General features: G+C 65.9%; 13 protein-coding genes and 1 riboswitch. Of the genes, 10 read left to right on the top strand and 3 right to left on the bottom strand.

Translation table 11 applies throughout. The annotated features are described in order from the left end of the window. Positions 1-3 precede the first annotated feature (3 nt). Positions 4-933, bottom strand: coding sequence for a prephenate dehydratase (gene pheA, locus E9229_RS05705; protein ID WP_183510308.1), 930 nt, complete (start codon positions 931-933; stop codon positions 4-6). Further along, positions 930-1,256 (bottom strand): rhodanese-like domain-containing protein, encoded by a 327-nt coding sequence (locus E9229_RS05700; RefSeq protein ID WP_183510307.1) that lies wholly within the window; start codon positions 1,254-1,256, stop codon positions 930-932. Before E9229_RS05700 ends, pheA begins: the two co-directional genes overlap by 4 nt. A 124-nt stretch (positions 1,257-1,380) precedes the next feature. Here E9229_RS05700 and E9229_RS05695 point away from each other — a divergent pair, with 124 nt between their 5' ends. The 6 genes from E9229_RS05695 (at position 1,381) to E9229_RS05670 (ending at position 9,503) form a co-directional block, all read left to right on the top strand. After that, positions 1,381-2,775 (top strand): amidase, encoded by a 1,395-nt coding sequence (locus tag E9229_RS05695; RefSeq protein ID WP_183510306.1) that lies wholly within the window; start codon positions 1,381-1,383, stop codon positions 2,773-2,775. Positions 2,776-2,827: 52 nt separating this feature from the next. Next, a complete protein-coding gene (locus E9229_RS05690; protein ID WP_183510305.1) occupies positions 2,828-4,285 on the top strand; it encodes a peptide MFS transporter in 1,458 nt (485 codons plus the stop codon). A gap of 118 nt (positions 4,286-4,403) precedes the next feature. Beyond that, complete coding sequence (gene pgm / locus E9229_RS05685; protein ID WP_183510303.1) at positions 4,404-6,041, top strand: phosphoglucomutase (alpha-D-glucose-1,6-bisphosphate-dependent); 1,638 nt, start codon at positions 4,404-4,406, stop codon at positions 6,039-6,041. A gap of 303 nt (positions 6,042-6,344) precedes the next feature. Further along, the gene (locus tag E9229_RS05680) at positions 6,345-7,670 is read left to right on the top strand and encodes a quaternary amine ABC transporter ATP-binding protein (RefSeq protein WP_183510302.1); all 1,326 of its coding nucleotides are present in this window, start codon (positions 6,345-6,347) and stop codon (positions 7,668-7,670) included. Next, entirely contained in the window at positions 7,667-8,533 is an 867-nt protein-coding gene (locus E9229_RS05675) for an ABC transporter permease (protein WP_183510301.1), read from the top strand. Before E9229_RS05680 ends, E9229_RS05675 begins: the two co-directional genes overlap by 4 nt. Positions 8,534-8,588: 55 nt before the next feature. Beyond that, positions 8,589-9,503, top strand: coding sequence for a glycine betaine ABC transporter substrate-binding protein (locus E9229_RS05670; protein ID WP_183510300.1), 915 nt, complete (start codon positions 8,589-8,591; stop codon positions 9,501-9,503). 95 nt (positions 9,504-9,598) lie between these two features. On the opposite strand, the gene E9229_RS05665 is transcribed toward E9229_RS05670, so the two are convergent. Further along, positions 9,599-11,026 (bottom strand): aldehyde dehydrogenase family protein, encoded by a 1,428-nt coding sequence (locus E9229_RS05665; protein WP_183511900.1) that lies wholly within the window; start codon positions 11,024-11,026, stop codon positions 9,599-9,601. 141 nt (positions 11,027-11,167) lie between these two features. Beyond that, positions 11,168-11,266, top strand: a riboswitch (TPP riboswitch). On the opposite strand from E9229_RS05665, the gene thiM reads away from it, so the two are divergent. From thiM to E9229_RS05645, 4 genes are all read left to right on the top strand, one after another. After that, on the top strand, positions 11,258-12,076 hold the full coding sequence (thiM, locus tag E9229_RS05660) for a hydroxyethylthiazole kinase (protein ID WP_183510299.1): 819 nt from the start codon (positions 11,258-11,260) through the stop codon (positions 12,074-12,076). (Overlaps the previous riboswitch by 9 nt.) Next, positions 12,073-12,729, top strand: a complete 657-nt coding sequence (thiE, locus tag E9229_RS05655; protein WP_183510298.1) for a thiamine phosphate synthase — start codon at positions 12,073-12,075, stop codon at positions 12,727-12,729. Before thiM ends, thiE begins: the two co-directional genes overlap by 4 nt. Continuing rightward, positions 12,726-14,213, top strand: a complete 1,488-nt coding sequence (locus E9229_RS05650; RefSeq protein WP_183510296.1) for a bifunctional hydroxymethylpyrimidine kinase/phosphomethylpyrimidine kinase — start codon at positions 12,726-12,728, stop codon at positions 14,211-14,213. Before thiE ends, E9229_RS05650 begins: the two co-directional genes overlap by 4 nt. 163 nt (positions 14,214-14,376) lie before the next feature. Further along, entirely contained in the window at positions 14,377-15,702 is a 1,326-nt protein-coding gene (locus tag E9229_RS05645) for a uracil-xanthine permease family protein (protein WP_183510295.1), read from the top strand. Positions 15,703-15,766 lie beyond the last annotated feature (64 nt).

The following is a 15,766-nucleotide window of genomic DNA, read 5'->3' as shown; positions in this document are numbered from 1 at the left end:
CGGCTAACTGCCCAGGTTGCCCCGCAGCCCCGCGACCCAGGCGTTGGCCCTGGCGAAGGCCTTATCCGACGTGTGGTCGTCCACCGTCGTGACGAGGCCTCCGGCGGCCGGGTATGATCCCAGGAAGCGCAGGTCCGGGCAGACCCGGTGCAGCCCTGTGAGCGCGTCGGCGATCCGCGCCTGTGCCAGATGGCCCTCGACGTCCACCGAGAAGAAGTAGTGCCCGAGCCCTTCGCCGGTGGGGCGGGATTCAATGCGGCTGAGGTTGACCCCGCGCACCACGAACTGCTCGAGGATCTCCATCAGCGCACCGGGCCGGTCCTCGGCCAACGGCAGGATCACCGTGGTCTTGTCATTGCCGGTCGGTTCGGGAATAGGGCCAGGCTTGCCGACCAGTACGAAGCGGGTCACCGCACCGGCGTTGTCCTCCACCGGACCGGCCAGCACGCGCAGGTTTTCCTCGGCCGCGACGAGCGGCGAGGAAATCGCCGCATCGTGGTGGGCCAGCGGATCAAGCAGCCCCAGCGCTCCGGCAGCCGTGGACGAGGCCGGAACAAATTCCGCTTTCGGAATATTCTTCTCGGCCCACCCGCGGCATTGCGCCCAGGCGTGCCCGTGCGTGGCCACCGTCCGGATCTGTGCCAGTGATTCCACTCCCTCGCGGACCGTCAGTACGAAGGTGATCGGGACCAGCACCTCGGCCAGGATCTGCAGCGGTTCGCCCGTGGCAATGGCGTCTAGGGTCGCCGAGACGCCGCCCTCGACCGAGTTTTCGATCGGGACCATGGCAGCGTCCGCCTCGCCGCACCGGACCATCTCCAATGCCGTGTTGACGTTGGTGGAGGGCACTCGGGTGGCCTGTGCTGCCCCCGGAACCTGCAGCAGGGCAGCCTCGGTGAAGGTTCCGGCTGGGCCCAAATAGGTATAGATCATCGGACGTTAGGCTCCTGGTCGTTTTCGGAGGCCATGGGAAGGCCTGCTTCCATCCACGCGCCGGCGCCGCCGCCGACCACGAAGATGCTGTACCCCTGATCGAGGAGCCAGGCAGCGGCGTGCAGTGAACGCCCACTGGTCCGGCACATCACATAGGTGTCTTCATCGGGATCCAGCTCGTCGATGCGCGCGGGCAGATCGGCCATCGGAATGTGAACCGCGCCCAAGGCGTGGCCCTCGTTCCATTCATAGTCCTCGCGCACGTCCACGATCATGGCGTCCTGCGGGATCTCGCTGACGCCTACTATTTCCAAGCCATCCATGTTGCGTCCCTTCATACTGCGACACCGGGGTTTTGCCTCAAGCCTATAACCGGGGGGACCCGCGGGGGCCGAAGATGAAGCGGCCAGACGTGCAGGAAGTCCGCCACAATGGGATGATCCGAGCATGACTGAAATTTCGCAGCTGGCCGCCACCGAACTGCGCGCTGCACTGGCCAACGGACACGTTTCTGCCCGGGAGGCCACCACGTACTTCCTGGACCGCATCACCGAACTGAACCCGACGCTAGGCAGCTTCATCACGATCACCGCCGAATCCGCGCTGAAATCGGCCGCGGCCGCCGATGAGCGCCGCGGCTCCATACTGCGGGCCGGGAATCCACTCCCGACGTTGCACGGGATGCCACTGGCCTACAAGGACCTGTTGGATGTGGCCGGGGTACCCACCAGTTACGGCACGGCCGCCATGAAACCGGCGCCCGCCGAGCGCGACGACCCCCTGGTGGCACTGCTTTCGGCCGCCGGGGCAGTGTGTTTGGGCAAGACCCAGGTCCCGGAATTCGGACTCAGCTGCCATTCGGAGAACCTCATCAGCGCCCCGGCCCGCAATCCGCTGGACCCCTCGCGCTCAGCGGGCGGGTCCAGCGGCGGCAGCGCGGCGGCCGTCGCTTCGGGCATGCTGCCCGTCGGACCGGGGAACGACGGCGGTGGCTCGGTACGCATTCCTGCTTCGGCATGTGGACTGATCGGGCTGAAGCCGGGACTGGGAACCGTGCCCACCGACGTGCGCGAGGGAAGAACCGATGCCTTCGGAGCACCGAAGCTGACCGTCTCCGGCCCGCTGGCGCATGCGGCTGGCGATGCGGCAATGTTGCTTGATGCCATGACAGGGGATCCGCAGGAGGGCTACCTCTCTGCGCTGGGCGAGCGGGAACTGGACGCACTGCAGGGGCTGCGCATCGGCATCTCCTTGGCATCCCCCTTCGCCACGACCTACCCGATCCCGTTGGCGCCGGAGGCTCATCGGGCCCTGGCATCGGGCACGGCACGGCTGGGAGCGGCTGGCCACCACACCGAGGAAGCCGCGTTCCACTACGACCCCCGATACCCCGAGGCCTTCTCGACGATCTGGACCGCCGGGCTTGGCGCCGCTCCGCTGCCAGCGGGCGGAGCTGGAAAATTAACCGCACTGGCGCGCTCTTTCCGCGAACGCGCGCTTGCCCGCGCCCCGCAGGCCAACTTCGAGGCGGCCACCGTGTTGCGGGAGATCGCCGAGGATTTCCGCACCCAGTGGGGTCGCTACGATCTGGTGCTGACGCCGGCCATGGCCACGCTGCCACCGCCGGTGGGACACTACCTGTCCCACGACGCGGACACCGATTACATGCTCCAGTGCCAATACACGCCCTTCACCTCGATGGTGAATGTCGCCGGCCTTCCGGCGCTGGTCATCCCGACGCTGCGGACGGCCGGCGGGCTCTCGATGGGTGTCCAGCTCATCGGCCGGAAGGGATCCGAAGCTCTGCTTTTGGCCGTCGCCGCCCAACTTGCGCGAATGTGATGCACATCTAATAAGTGTGAGATATTCGCCAATCAGGCGGAAAATATGAATTATGACGATCACCACCGGGTCCGTGGACGCGAAGAACACAGGTTTCTTTGGACATCCTCGAACTCTCTCGAATCTTTTCAGCGTGGAAATGTGGGAGCGGTTCTCCTTCTACGGCATGCAGGCCATCTTGGCCTACTACATGTACTTCACCGTGGAGCAGGGCGGTCTCGGCCTGTCCAAGGAACTCGCCCTGAGCCTGGTTGGCGCCTACGGCGGAGCCGTGTACCTGAGCACCATCCTCGGCGCTTGGGTCGCTGACCGCCTGCTCGGTTCCGAGCGTGTCCTGTACTTCTCCGCGTTCCTGATCATGGGCGGCCACGTTGCCCTGGCCCTGATCCCCGGCGGCATGGGCCTGGCCATCGGCCTTGTCCTGGTCGCAGTGGGCTCCGGCGGGCTGAAGGCCAATGCCACGGCATTGGTCGGCTCGCTTTACACGAAGGAAGACACCCGGCGCGATGCCGGATTCTCCATCTTCTACATGGGCGTGAACGTCGGCGGGCTCCTTGGCCCGCTGCTCACCGGGTTCCTCCAGCAGACGCTCGGCTTCCACATCGGCTTCGGCGCTGCGGCGATCGGCATGGCCTTGGGCCTGACCATCTACACGATGGGCCGCAAGAACCTCCCGGCATCGGTCCACCATGTGGCCAACCCGCTGCCCGTCGACAAGCGCCCGCGCTACGCCGGATTCTTCCTGGCCGGCGTCGTCGGCCTCGCCGCAGTTTTCCTCCTGGGGTGGATCAAGGTAGAGAACCTGGCCAATACGATTGCCGTCGTGGTCATTCTCTGCACCATCATCTACTTCTGGGTTATCCTCTCCTCCACGCGCGTCACCCACACCGAACGCCGTCAGGTGTTTGCCTTCATCCCGCTGTACATCGCCTCCGCCGCCTTCTGGGCCCTGTACCAGCAGCAGTTCACGTTCATTGCCGTGTACTCCGAGGAACGCCTGGACCGCACCATCTTCGGCTGGGAAATGCCGGCCAGCTGGGTACAGTCGATCAACCCGGTGTTCATCATCGTGCTGGCTGGGGTGTTCGCTGCGCTCTGGACGAAGCTGGGTACCCGGCAGCCGGGCACCGCGATCAAGTTCTCGTTATCGCTGGCCATCGTCGGCCTCGCCTTCCTGACCTTCATCCCGCTCGAATCGCTGGAAAAGACCCCGTTGATGGCCCTGGTCGGCATCCTGTTCCTGTGCACCCTGGCGGAACTGCTACTGAGCCCGATCGGCCAGTCGGTGACCACGAAGCTCGCCCCGGCGGCCTTCGGAACCCAAATGGTGGCACTGTTCTTCCTCTCGATCTCCCTGGGCACCACCCTGGCCGGCATTCTGGCCGGGTACTACGTCCCGGGCAATGAGATCCCGTACTTCCTGGCCTTGGGCGGCACGGCCATCGTGCTGTCGATCGCACTGGCCGCCTGCGCGCCGATGCTCAAGAAGCTGATGGGTTCGGTCCGCTAGGACCCGCCAAGGCACGCGGCGGGCCGGCGTCCCCTCCCTTCGGGGACGGGACGCCGGCCCGCCGCCATTTGTCCGAAACCAACCGGCCCACGTCAGGGTTTTCTGACAAGCTGGTGACATGACCGAAAATCGTGCGGGCACCCGTGCCCTCCCCCAGGACCTCGTCGACATCGATGCGCTGCTCGGCGCCTACTTCGACGTCCATCCGGATCCCGGCCAAGCCGACCAACGCGTTGCCTTCGGCACCTCGGGCCACCGCGGCAGCTCGTTGAGGGCCTCCTTCAACGAGGACCACATCGCGGCGACCACCCAGGCGATCGTGGACTACCGCACCCGCGCCGGGATCACCGGCCCGCTGTTCATCGGCAAGGACACCCATGCCCTCTCCGGCCCGGCCCAGGACACGGCGCTCGAGGTGCTGGCAGGCAACGGGGTCAGGGTGCTCGCCGATGCCCGCAACGGATGGACCCCCACCCCGGCCGTCAGCCACGCCATCCTGTGCCACAACGCCGTGGCCGGTGCCGCGCGGGCCGACGGCATCGTGGTCACACCGTCGCACAATCCTCCGGCCGACGGTGGCTTCAAATACAACCCGCCGCACGGGGGACCCGCCGATTCGGAGGCCACCGGCTGGATCGCTGACCGGGCCAATGAGCTGCTCGAGGCCGGGCTCTGCGGGGTTAAACGCCGGCAACTGGCAGCGGCCCGACTGTCCGGGGCCATCGGAAGCCACGACTTCATGGCTGCCTACGTGGGCGACCTGCCCTCGGTGCTGGACCTGGATGCGATCCGGGCCGCGGGCGTGCGCATTGGAGCCGACCCGATGGGCGGGGCTTCTGTTGATTACTGGGGAGCGATCGCCGAGACCCACCGGCTGGACCTGAGCGTGGTGAACCCCGAGGTGGACCCACGTTTCGGTTTCATGAGCCTGGACTGGGACGAAAAGATCAGGATGGATTGTTCCTCCCCGTACGCCATGGCCTCGTTGATTTCCCGCCGTCACGACTTCGATCTGGCCACCGGAAACGATGCGGATGCGGACCGGCACGGGATAGTCACCCCCGATGCCGGGCTGATGAACCCGAACCACTACCTGGCGGTGGCCATCGACTACCTCTACCGGAACCGGCCGCTGTGGCCCATCGGTGCCGGGGTCGGCAAGACGCTGGTCTCCTCCTCGATGATCGATCGGGTCGCCGCATCACTGGGCCGGAAGCTGTTCGAGGTCCCGGTCGGATTCAAGTGGTTCGTGCCCGGCCTGCTGGATGGCAGCGGGGTCTTCGGCGGGGAGGAATCGGCTGGCGCCAGCTTCGTGCGCTTCGACGGATCACCCTGGACCACCGACAAGGACGGCATCCTGCTGTCGCTGCTCGGTGCCGAAATCACGGCGGTCACCGGCCGCTCGCCGAGCCTTCGCTATGCCGGATTGACCGCTGAACACGGCGCCCCGGCCTATGCGCGCATCGATGCGCCGGCCACCCCGGCGCAGAAGGCGGCGCTGGCCGGGCTGTCGGCAGCCGACGTCACGGCAACGACGCTGGCCGGGGAGGAGATCACTGCCAGACTGACCGAGGCCCCGGGCAACGGGGCTCCGATCGGAGGGCTGAAGGTCACCACGGCCAACGCCTGGTTCGCCGCGCGCCCCTCGGGTACCGAGGACGTGTACAAGATCTATGCCGAGTCGTTCCGCGGTCCCGAGCATCTGGCCCTGGTCCAGTCCGAGGCCAAGGCGCTGGTCGATTCGGTGATCGGCTGAGCGCGGAAGAGCTCGTATATCAATGTGTTACAAGTCACAATTAAACTTAAGTATCACAATGTCGTAACGTATCACAATCTACGTTCTGACGTGGGTGTATTGGTCATATATGCGCCCCGGGAGCGTCCAGAAAGGCGCTGCCGGGGCCCAATATCGCCCTGAACGAAATTGCGTGCTGTTAGCGTGGGGTCAAAGTTCCGACGGTTGGCTTTTCCCTCCTTCTCCGGGCATTGCCGACCACCGGGATCCACGATGCACAAATCGCGCCACGGGAACTCCCCGGAAGGTGCGTGGAGGGATCGAATGAAGCCGATGACAACGCAGTCAGCCCCGGCACTGCGGGTGGAAAATGCATTCAAGGTCTTCGGGCGCCGTCCCCAGGAAGCCGTCAAGGCGCTGAAGGCCGGGCAAACCCGCAAGGATGTCGAGCCGCTCGGCACCGCGGCCGTCATCGATGCAAGCTTCGAGGTCTTCCCGGGTGAGATCTTCGTGGTCATGGGCCTGTCCGGCTCCGGAAAATCAACGCTGATCCGGATGCTCAACGGCCTGCTGCCGATGACCAGCGGATCGGTCCTCATCGGCGATACCGACATCGCGCGGATCACCGGCAAGCAGCTGCGCAATGTTCGCCAGAAGAGCATCTCGATGGTCTTCCAGCACTTCGCACTGTTGCCGCACCGCACGGTTCTGGAGAACGCGGCCTACGGGCTGGAGATCCAGGGCGTCGGCAACCAGGAACGCACCGAACGCGCGACGACCATGTTGGAAACCGTCGGGCTGGCAGGGTGGGGTGCCAAATACCCCGACCAGCTTTCCGGCGGCATGAAGCAGCGCGTGGGCCTGGCCCGGGCCCTGTGCGCCGAAACCGACATCCTGCTCATGGACGAGGCTTTCTCTGCATTGGATCCGCTAATCCGCCGCGACATGCAGGTCCAGCTCGTTTCCCTGCAGGCAGACCTGGGCAAGACCATCATCTTCATCACCCACGACTTGAATGAGGCAATGTTCCTCGGGGACCGTATCGCCGTCATGAAGGACGGGGAGATAGTCCAGATCGGCACCCCCGATGACATCCTCACCCACCCGGCCAACGACTACGTTGCTGCCTTCATCAGGGATGTCGACCGGACCCGTGTGCTCACGGCAGGAACCGTCATGGAAAACCCGCGGGCAGTGGTCACCCTCCACGGTGGCGCGCGCGCAGCCCTGTTGACCATGCGCCAGCAGCAGACCTCCGGGGCCTTTGTCATCGACCGCCAACATCGGTTCCGCGGCATCGTCACCGACCGCGAAACCATGGCCCTGATCGACGGCGGCGGCTCCGACCTGGCCCTGATCCTCACCCGGGAGGCCGATGCGGTCTCGAAGGACACTGCATTGAACGATCTCTTCGGCCGTGCCGTGGAAAGCTCCACCCCGCTTCCGGTTGTCGACTCCGAAGACCGCTTGGTCGGCGCCGTCGCCAGGGCCACGCTACTGGCGGCCCTGGGCAACGTTCCCTCCTCGACCAATGCGATGTCCATCGTCGCATCCGGACAGACGGCCGGAAACGACAACGGATCCCGAAGGGCCGCGACCGGTCCACCGGTCTTTGACGCGGCAATGCTGGAAGGCGGAGATCCGGCATGAACCAGATGGTGATCCTGGCCTCTGATTCCTTCCGCATCCCCGTGGGCGAATGGGCCGACTCGGTCCTCGAATGGGTGATAGAAAACCTCGCGGGACTCTTCAACGTCATCAAGGCCGTTTTCCAGACCGCGTACGATTCCCTGGCCTGGGTGTTGATCACCCCTCCGTTCTGGGCAGTCATCATCGTCCTGGTGGCACTTGCCTTCTGGGCTAAGGGGGTGAAGCTGGCCATCGGAAGCGCCATCGGCCTGGCGGTCATCTACGGAATGGACCAGTGGGAAAATTCGATGCAATCGCTGGCACTCGTCCTGGTGGCAAGCATCGTGGCGATCCTGTTAAGCGTTCCGCTGGGCATCCTGGCGGCAAAGGTCAATGCGGTCTCGGCCATCGTCAAACCGATCATGGACTTCCTACAGACGATGCCGGCCTTCGTCTACCTGATTCCGGTATTGCTCTTGCTGGGCATCGGGCCGGTCCCCGGCATCGTGGCAACGGTGGTCTTCGCGCTGGCTCCCGGTGCGCGGTTCACCGAGCTGGGCATCCGCAGCGTCGAGGCCGAGGTGGTGGAGGCCGGTCAGGCCTTCGGTGCCTCACCGATGCGGATCCTGCGCCAGATCCAGTTCCCGCTGGCGTTGCCGACCATCATGGCCGGCATCAATCAGATCATCATGCTCTCCCTATCCATGGTCGTCATCGCCGGAATGGTCGGCGCCGGCGGCCTGGGCGGGGCCGTCTACCAGGCGCTGACCGGTCTCAATACTCCCCTCGGTGTCGAGTCCGGACTATCGGTGGTCATCCTAGCCATCTTCCTTGACCGCATCACAGCCTCGCTGGGCGGTGCCAAGAAGGCAGTACACGTCTAACCCCATCCCGCACGGGCATCCGGCAACACCCCCGGATGCCAAGAAAGGAACCACCATGATGAAGAGATTCACCTCCTTGATCGCCCTGGCCGCCGCATCGGCCTTGGCACTGACCGCCTGTGGTGGCGGAGCCACCAATAACGACATGGCCGCATCCTCGGGCCCGGGCAACGGCGACAAGGAAAAAGTCACTATCGGCGTCTTCGCGGGCTGGGACGAGGGGCTTGCCGCCTCGCACCTGTGGGAACGCATCTTGGACTCCAAGGGCTACGATGTGACGTTAACCACCGCTGATGTCGCCCCGGTCTTCTCCGGCATGGCCTCCGGCGACTTGGACATGGCCATGGACGTGTGGTTACCGGAAACCCACGCCAGCTACATGGAGACGTTCGGCGACAAGATCACCGAACTCGGCACCTGGTACGACGACGCGAAACTGACCGTCGCCGTGAACGAATCCTCAGGCGTGACCTCGCTCGATGAGCTGGCGGCCAAGGCCGGGGAGTTCGACAACCGGATCGTGGGCATCGAGCCCGGTGCCGGCCTGACCAAGGCGGTGACCGACCGGGTAATCCCCCAGTACGGCTTGCAAAAGATGGACTTCGTGACATCCTCGACCGCCGCCATGCTGACGGAACTCAAGAAGGCCACCGATTCCGGGGACAACATCGCGGTCACGCTGTGGCGCCCGCACTGGGCCTATGCCGCATTCCCGATCGTCGACCTCGAGGACCCCAAGGGAACGCTTGGCACCGCCGAGAAGATCCACACCTACGGCAAGAAGGACTTCAAGACGGATTTCCCGATGCTGACCGAATGGATGGCCTCCTTCAAGATGGACGACGAACACTTGTTCTCACTTGAAAATGCCATGTTCAACAGCGGTGAAACCAAGAACTACGCACCAATCGTCGACAAATGGATCACCGAAAACCAGGCCTTCGTCGATGCGTTGACAGCAAAGAAGTAGCGACAGCGCCCCCGAGGGCCGGGATTAACCGGGGACCGGTTCCACCGCAACGATGCGGTGGAACCGGTCCCCCGCCCTGTCCAGGGCGTTCGCGCCTAAAGCAGCTTGCCGATGATCTTGTTCTTGGCCCAGGTGTAGGGCGGATACACGGCCCTGAGCGTGTCGATCACGGCCGTCTTGGAGAACACCGGACGCAGCTGCGAAAAACGCTCGAAGCCGTGGCGCCCATGGTACGCGCCCATGCCCGATGCCCCGACCCCGCCGAACGGCAGCCCGGGCACCGCCAAGTGCATGTTCGGTGCGTTGTGCACTATCGCCCCGGCGCGGACCTGGTCCTCGAAGGCCGATTGCAGGCGCGGGTTCTCACTGAACAGGTAGGCCGCCAACGGGTGCGGGCGGGAATTGATGAAGCGTACTGCCGCGTCGAAGCTCTCCACCTTCACGATGGGTAGGATCGGGCCGAAGATTTCCTCGCGCATCAGTGGTGAATCCGGGTCCACATCGATCATGACGGTGGGTTCGATCTTCAGCTCGTCCTCGTCGAAACCGCCGCCGATCACGACGGTACCCTGGTCCAGGTAGGAGCGCAGCCTCTGGAAGTGGTCGAGATTCACGATTCGGCCATAGTCCTTACTGCGCAGCGGATTCTTCCCATAGAACCCGCCGATGGCCTTGGCCAGCTGGACCTCGAGTAGTTCGGCGGCCTTGCCGACGGCCAGCACGTAATCCGGGGCGACGCAGGTCTGTCCGGCATTCATGAACTTTCCATAGGCTAGGCGACGGGCGACTGCCACGTGGCTGCCATCCATCACCACGGCCGGGGACTTGCCGCCCAGTTCCAGCGTGACCGGTGTCAGCTGGGCGGCGGCGGCCAGGGCAACGATCCGTCCCACACGCTCGCCACCGGTGTAGAAGATGTGGTCGAACTTCTGCTCCAGCAGCACGCTCGATGCGCTGGCCCCGCCCTCGATGACCGCCACGGCACGACGGTCCAGGAATTGCGGCACGAGCTTCGCCAGCAGCGCCGAGGTGGCCGGGGCCAGCTCGGAGGGTTTGAGCACCACCGCGTTGCCCGCGGCAAGAGCGGCCACCAGCGGAGCGAGGATCAGCTGCAGCGGGTAGTTCCAGGGGCCGATGATCAGCACCAGGCCCAGCGGCTGGGCCTGGACCTTCGCCGCTGCCGGCTGCAGCGCCAGCGGCACCTTGACCGACTTCGCTTCCATCCATTCGCTCAGGTACAGCTGGGCGTGGTCGATCTCGGCCCGCACCAGGTCCAGTTCGGTGAGCTTGGCTTCAACCGGGGACTTGCCCAAATCGGTGTAGAGCGCAGCGACAAATTCCGCCTCGTGGGCATCCAGCATCCGCTCCAACGCCTTGAGCTGGGTGGCCCGGAAGCGGCGTGGATAGGCCAACCGGGTATCCACCGCATCGCGCAGGGACTCCACCACTGCCGCAATTCCGGCCGATTCGACCCGGTCCAGGCTTTCCGGGACGTCATCGAAGTCGTCGGATCCCGTTGCCATAGCGGTCTGGGGCGCAATGCCACGCGAAGAAAAAATGCCCATGTTCCGAGCGTAGTCCCCCGCGCGCGCCGGCACGGGCCGTGGGCACGCAATATCCGCGCCGGAGTTGCCCCGGCCCTTCCGAATCGGAGTAAGCTCACAGGCAGTGACACGGGGTGTCCGGCCAGCGGCCGGACTGAGATAAGACCCGTCGCACCTGATCTAGTTAGCACTAGCGGAGGGATGTCGCCCATGGTTTCCATTGCGCCTTCACCACATGTCCACCCTGTCCACCTGGCGAACGCCCTCGAATCGGTGCGTTCCAAGACCCCCTTGATCCAATGCCTGACCAATACCGTCGTCGCCAACTTCACCGCCAATATCCTGCTGTCCATCGGGGCGGCCCCGGCCATGGTCGACCTGCCCGGCGAGGCAACCGAATTCGCCGCCATCGCCTCGGGGGTACTGGTCAATCTGGGCACCCCCTATGCCGAACAGCGCGAGGGCATGGTGTTGGCCGCTACGGCGGCCGGCGTCCACGCAACGCCCTGGGTCCTGGATCCGGTGGCCGTCGGTGCGCTTCCGGTCCGCACCGAACTGGCCCGCCGTTTGCTTGACCTCTGCCCCGCGGTGATCCGCGGCAACGCCTCGGAAATCATCGCGCTCTCCGGCAATGGCGGCGGAGGCCGCGGCGTGGATGCCACCCACGGTGTTGAATCGGCCCGCGACGCCGCGCTGGAGCTGGCCCGGCGCACCGGGGCCGTCGTCGCCGTTTCAGGACCGATAGACCTCATCACCGACGGAACGCGGTCCGTGCTGGTGCACGGCGGAAACGAACTGCTCACCCGGGTCACCGGCGGCGGCTGTTCGCTCGGCGCAGTGTGCGCCGCTTTCGCCGCTGAGTCCCCCGACCTGCTCGCGGCAACCGTGGCAGCCCACGCCTACTACTCACTGGCCTCCGAACGCGCGGCCGCCCTCGGTGCCGGACCCGGCTCGTTCGCCATGCATTTCATCGACGAACTGGCGGCCATTACCCCGGCGGAGCTGGCGGAAAAGGCGGTCATCGCATGAACCGGGACATCGGCATCTACCTGGTAGCCGACTCCGCCAGCACGGCGGGCCGTCCATTGACTGAGATCGTCGCCGCAGCGGTGGCCGGCGGGGCCCAAACCATCCAGTTGCGCTGCAAGGACATGGCAGCGGGGTCGTTCCTCGACGAAGTGCTGACCGCGGCACGGGCCGCGTCCGGCCGAGCCCGCATCCTGGTCAACGACCGCGTGGACGTGTTCCTCGCCGCGCGCGCCGCCGGGGCACAGGTCCACGGCGTGCACATCGGCCAATCGGACCTGCCGCCTGCGCTGGTGCGGGCCATGATCGGCCCCGACTCCGTGCTGGGACTCAGCGCCTCCACACCGGAGGAACTCGACGCAGCGCATGCGCTTCCCGCCGGGACCATCGACTACCTGGGCATCGGCGCCGTGCGCGCCACACCGACCAAACCGGACCACCCGCAACCGCTCGGGTTCGACGGACTGGCAGCGGCGACCGCCCGGTGCACGCTGCCCACAGTGGCGATCGGCGGCATCGGCACGGGGGACGCCACACAGCTCATTGCCGCGGGGACCAACGGCATGGCGGTGGTCCGGGCCATCTGCGCCGCCGATGACCCGCGGGGCGCCATTGCTGAGCTGATAGCCGAATGGGAAGCGGGGATCCGGGCATGAATTCCATCCCCAACATCCTGTCCATTGCCGGCTCCGACCCCTCCGGCGGTGCCGGCATCCAGGCCGACCTGAAATCCATTGCCGCGTGCGGCGGCTACGGGATGAGTGTGATCACCGCCCTGACGGCCCAGAACACCCACGGCGTGCGCGCTGTGCACGTGCCGCCCGCCGCCTTCCTGGTTGAGCAGTTGGCGGCCGTCGCCGCTGACGTGCGCATCGACGCGATCAAGATCGGGATGCTCGGCTCCGCCCCGAACATCGATGCTGTGGCCGCGTTCCTGCGCGAACCACGTCCTGGCCCACGGCCCGCCGTAGTGCTCGATCCGGTCATGATAGCCACCAGCGGGGACCGGCTGCTTTCCGCCGACGCCGACGCGGCACTGCGCCGGCTGCTGCCACTGGCCGACGTGATCACCCCGAACATCCCCGAGCTCGCCGTGCTCTGTGATGCCCACCCCGCGGTGGACTGGGCCACGGCCATCGACCAGGCCCGTTCAGTGGCAGCTGCCCACGGGGTGCTGGTGCTGGCCAAGGGCGGACACCTCGAAGGCGGGGATTGCCCCGATGCGCTCGTGGATGCAGACGGCGTGCTCCTCCAGCTGACCGGATCACGGATCGCCACCGGCAATACCCACGGGACGGGGTGTTCGCTGTCCTCCGCCCTGGCCACGCTCCACGCCCGCAGCGGGGACTGGGCGGAGGCTCTGCGCTCCGCGAAGGCCTGGCTGACCGGGTCGATTTCGGCCGCCGACGAGCTGGCCGTCGGCACCGGCCACGGCCCGGTCAACCATTTCGCCTGGCTCTGGGCCGGGAACCGGCTCCCCGGCCGTCGCCAGACCACGGCAGCCTGGTGGGAACGGATCTCAGCGATTAGGGAGGCGATAGACCGGTTGGCCTTTATCCGGCAGTTGAGCTCCGGCGAGCTGGACCGGGCCGACTTCGAGGACTATCTGGGACAGGACGCGCTCTATCTGCGCACCTACGCACAGGCCCTGTCGCGGGCCAGCGAACTGGCTCCGACGGTGGCCGAGCAGCGCTTCTGGGCGGCCTCAGCCAGCGAATGCCTGGAGGATGAACTGCTGCTGCACCGCGGCAGGCTCGGGGATGAGGTGCCGGAACCCAGCGGGACCACCACCGCCTACCTGAACCATCTGCTCGCCAGCGGCACCGGGTACGCGGTGCTGGCTGCCGCGCTGCTGCCGTGTTTCTGGATCTACCAGGATGTGGGGGTCCGGCTGGCGGCCGCCAACCACCCCGGACATCCCTACGCGGACTGGCTGTCCACCTATGCCTCGGAACAGTTCGATGCATCCACCGCGCGGGCCATCGAAATCGTCGATGACCTGTTGGCCAAGGCCGACGAGGAACTTGCGCGCGGGATGTGGACGGCCTTCGAGGCCTCGGGCGTGCACGAGCTGCGCTTCTTCGCCCAGACGCGTGCCGATGCCCTGATTCCCGGGGAAGCGGTGGCCGACTCGCGCTGACCCGTGGCGCGTCGGTTCCTTCCGGGAGCGCACCAGCTTCCGGAAGGGGTCGGCTTCTGCCAGCGGGGACTTGCACCCGCGGGATAGGATGCCAAACGGGTTCCCAGCGTCCGCAGGGCAGCTGGGGCCCGGACTCCCCCGCATCCCGTTCCGAAAGGCCCTCATGAGCAACCGTTTAGGCATTGGCTGGTCCCTCCACGGGGATGGCACCACAATCCGTCCTGGAACGGTGGTGGCCCCCGATGAGCGGTTGGCTTGGCCACAGACCATCGGCGTCGGCGTCCAGCACGTCATGGCCATGTTCGGTGCCACGGTCCTGGTCCCCACCATCACCGGGTTCCCCGTCACCACCACGCTGCTCTTCACCGGCATTGGAACGCTGCTCTTCCTGATCATTACCGCCGGCCGGATCCCCAGCTATCTGGGCTCCTCCTTCGCCTTCATCGCCCCGGTCACCGGGGCGATGGCCACCCACGGCATGGGTGGCGCACTCGGCGGCATCGTGATCGCCGGTGCCGCTCTGTTCATTGTCGGCCTGATCGTGCAGAAGGCGGGCACTGCGTGGATCCACGCGCTGATGCCACCGGTGGTCATGGGCACCATCGTCGCGCTGATCGGGTTGAACCTGGCGACCTCCACCACCTCGAAGATCGTCGATTTCCCGCTAACCACCTTCACCACGGTGCTGGCGATCATCATCACCACAGTGCTGTTCCGCGGCATGCTGGGACGTCTCTCCATCCTGCTGGGCATCATCGTGGGCTACCTGGCCGCCTGGGCCCAGGGCCAAGTCGACTTCTCCAAGATCGGCAGTGCGGCCTGGATCGGCCTGCCGGACTTCGCAACACCCACCTTCCACGTGGACACGCTCGCCCTGTTCCTTCCCGTGGTCTTCGTGCTGATCGCCGAGAACGTCGGACACGTGAAGACGGTCTCGCTGATGACCGGCAAGGAACTCGACGATGTCAACGGCCGCGCGCTGATGGCCGACGGGGCCGCAACGATGATCGCCGGCATGGGCGGCGGATCCGGAACCACCACCTACGCCGAGAACATCGGCGTCATGGCCGCCTCGCGGGTCTACTCGACCGCCGCCTACTGGATCGCCGGCGCCGTGGCCATCGCCCTGGCGTTCTTCCCGAAGTTCGGCGTGCTGATCAACACGATTCCCGAGGGCGTTGCCGGTGGCGCCGGCATAGTGCTCTACGGCATGATCGCCATCGTCGGCGCCCGGCTCTGGGTGCAGAACAAGGTCGACTTCGCCAACCCGATCAACCTGATGACCGCCGGAACCGGCCTGATTATCGCCATCGCGCTCTACGGCGATAATGTGCTTGCCATCGGCCAGGTGCAGTTCGGCGGCATTGCCTTGGGCACGGCAGCCACGCTGGTGGTCTACCACCTGATGCGTTCCATCGCCCGGGCCCGCGGCACCGAACCGGTTGCATCCGATACGGACCAGGGCACCACGCCCAGCAAGCTGGGCTGATCCGACCAAGCCCCGCCAGGTGGCCGGCACCCGTCCCCCGTTCAGGTCCGGGTTCCGGCCACCG

This window comes from Paeniglutamicibacter cryotolerans, assembly GCF_014190875.1.
Classification (GTDB): domain Bacteria; phylum Actinomycetota; class Actinomycetes; order Actinomycetales; family Micrococcaceae; genus Paeniglutamicibacter; species Paeniglutamicibacter cryotolerans.
The sequence above is the reverse complement of the archived record's forward strand: the minus strand, read 5'-3'. Positions and strand labels throughout refer to the sequence as shown.

What these genes read in the sequence shown, in the direction of transcription:
- pheA (WP_183510308.1), bottom strand. Translation starts at nt 933, where the DNA reads ATGATCTATACCTATTTGGGCCCAGCCGGAACCTTCACCGAGGCTGCC.
- E9229_RS05700 (WP_183510307.1), bottom strand. Translation starts at nt 1,256, where the DNA reads ATGGATGGCTTGGAAATAGTAGGCGTCAGCGAGATCCCGCAGGACGCC.
- E9229_RS05695 (WP_183510306.1), top strand. Translation starts at nt 1,381, where the DNA reads ATGACTGAAATTTCGCAGCTGGCCGCCACCGAACTGCGCGCTGCACTG.
- E9229_RS05690 (WP_183510305.1), top strand. Translation starts at nt 2,828, where the DNA reads ATGACGATCACCACCGGGTCCGTGGACGCGAAGAACACAGGTTTCTTT.
- pgm (WP_183510303.1), top strand. Translation starts at nt 4,404, where the DNA reads ATGACCGAAAATCGTGCGGGCACCCGTGCCCTCCCCCAGGACCTCGTC.
- E9229_RS05680 (WP_183510302.1), top strand. Translation starts at nt 6,345, where the DNA reads ATGAAGCCGATGACAACGCAGTCAGCCCCGGCACTGCGGGTGGAAAAT.
- E9229_RS05675 (WP_183510301.1), top strand. Translation starts at nt 7,667, where the DNA reads ATGAACCAGATGGTGATCCTGGCCTCTGATTCCTTCCGCATCCCCGTG.
- E9229_RS05670 (WP_183510300.1), top strand. Translation starts at nt 8,589, where the DNA reads ATGATGAAGAGATTCACCTCCTTGATCGCCCTGGCCGCCGCATCGGCC.
- E9229_RS05665 (WP_183511900.1), bottom strand. Translation starts at nt 11,026, where the DNA reads ATGGCAACGGGATCCGACGACTTCGATGACGTCCCGGAAAGCCTGGAC.
- thiM (WP_183510299.1), top strand. Translation starts at nt 11,258, where the DNA reads ATGGTTTCCATTGCGCCTTCACCACATGTCCACCCTGTCCACCTGGCG.
- thiE (WP_183510298.1), top strand. Translation starts at nt 12,073, where the DNA reads ATGAACCGGGACATCGGCATCTACCTGGTAGCCGACTCCGCCAGCACG.
- E9229_RS05650 (WP_183510296.1), top strand. Translation starts at nt 12,726, where the DNA reads ATGAATTCCATCCCCAACATCCTGTCCATTGCCGGCTCCGACCCCTCC.
- E9229_RS05645 (WP_183510295.1), top strand. Translation starts at nt 14,377, where the DNA reads ATGAGCAACCGTTTAGGCATTGGCTGGTCCCTCCACGGGGATGGCACC.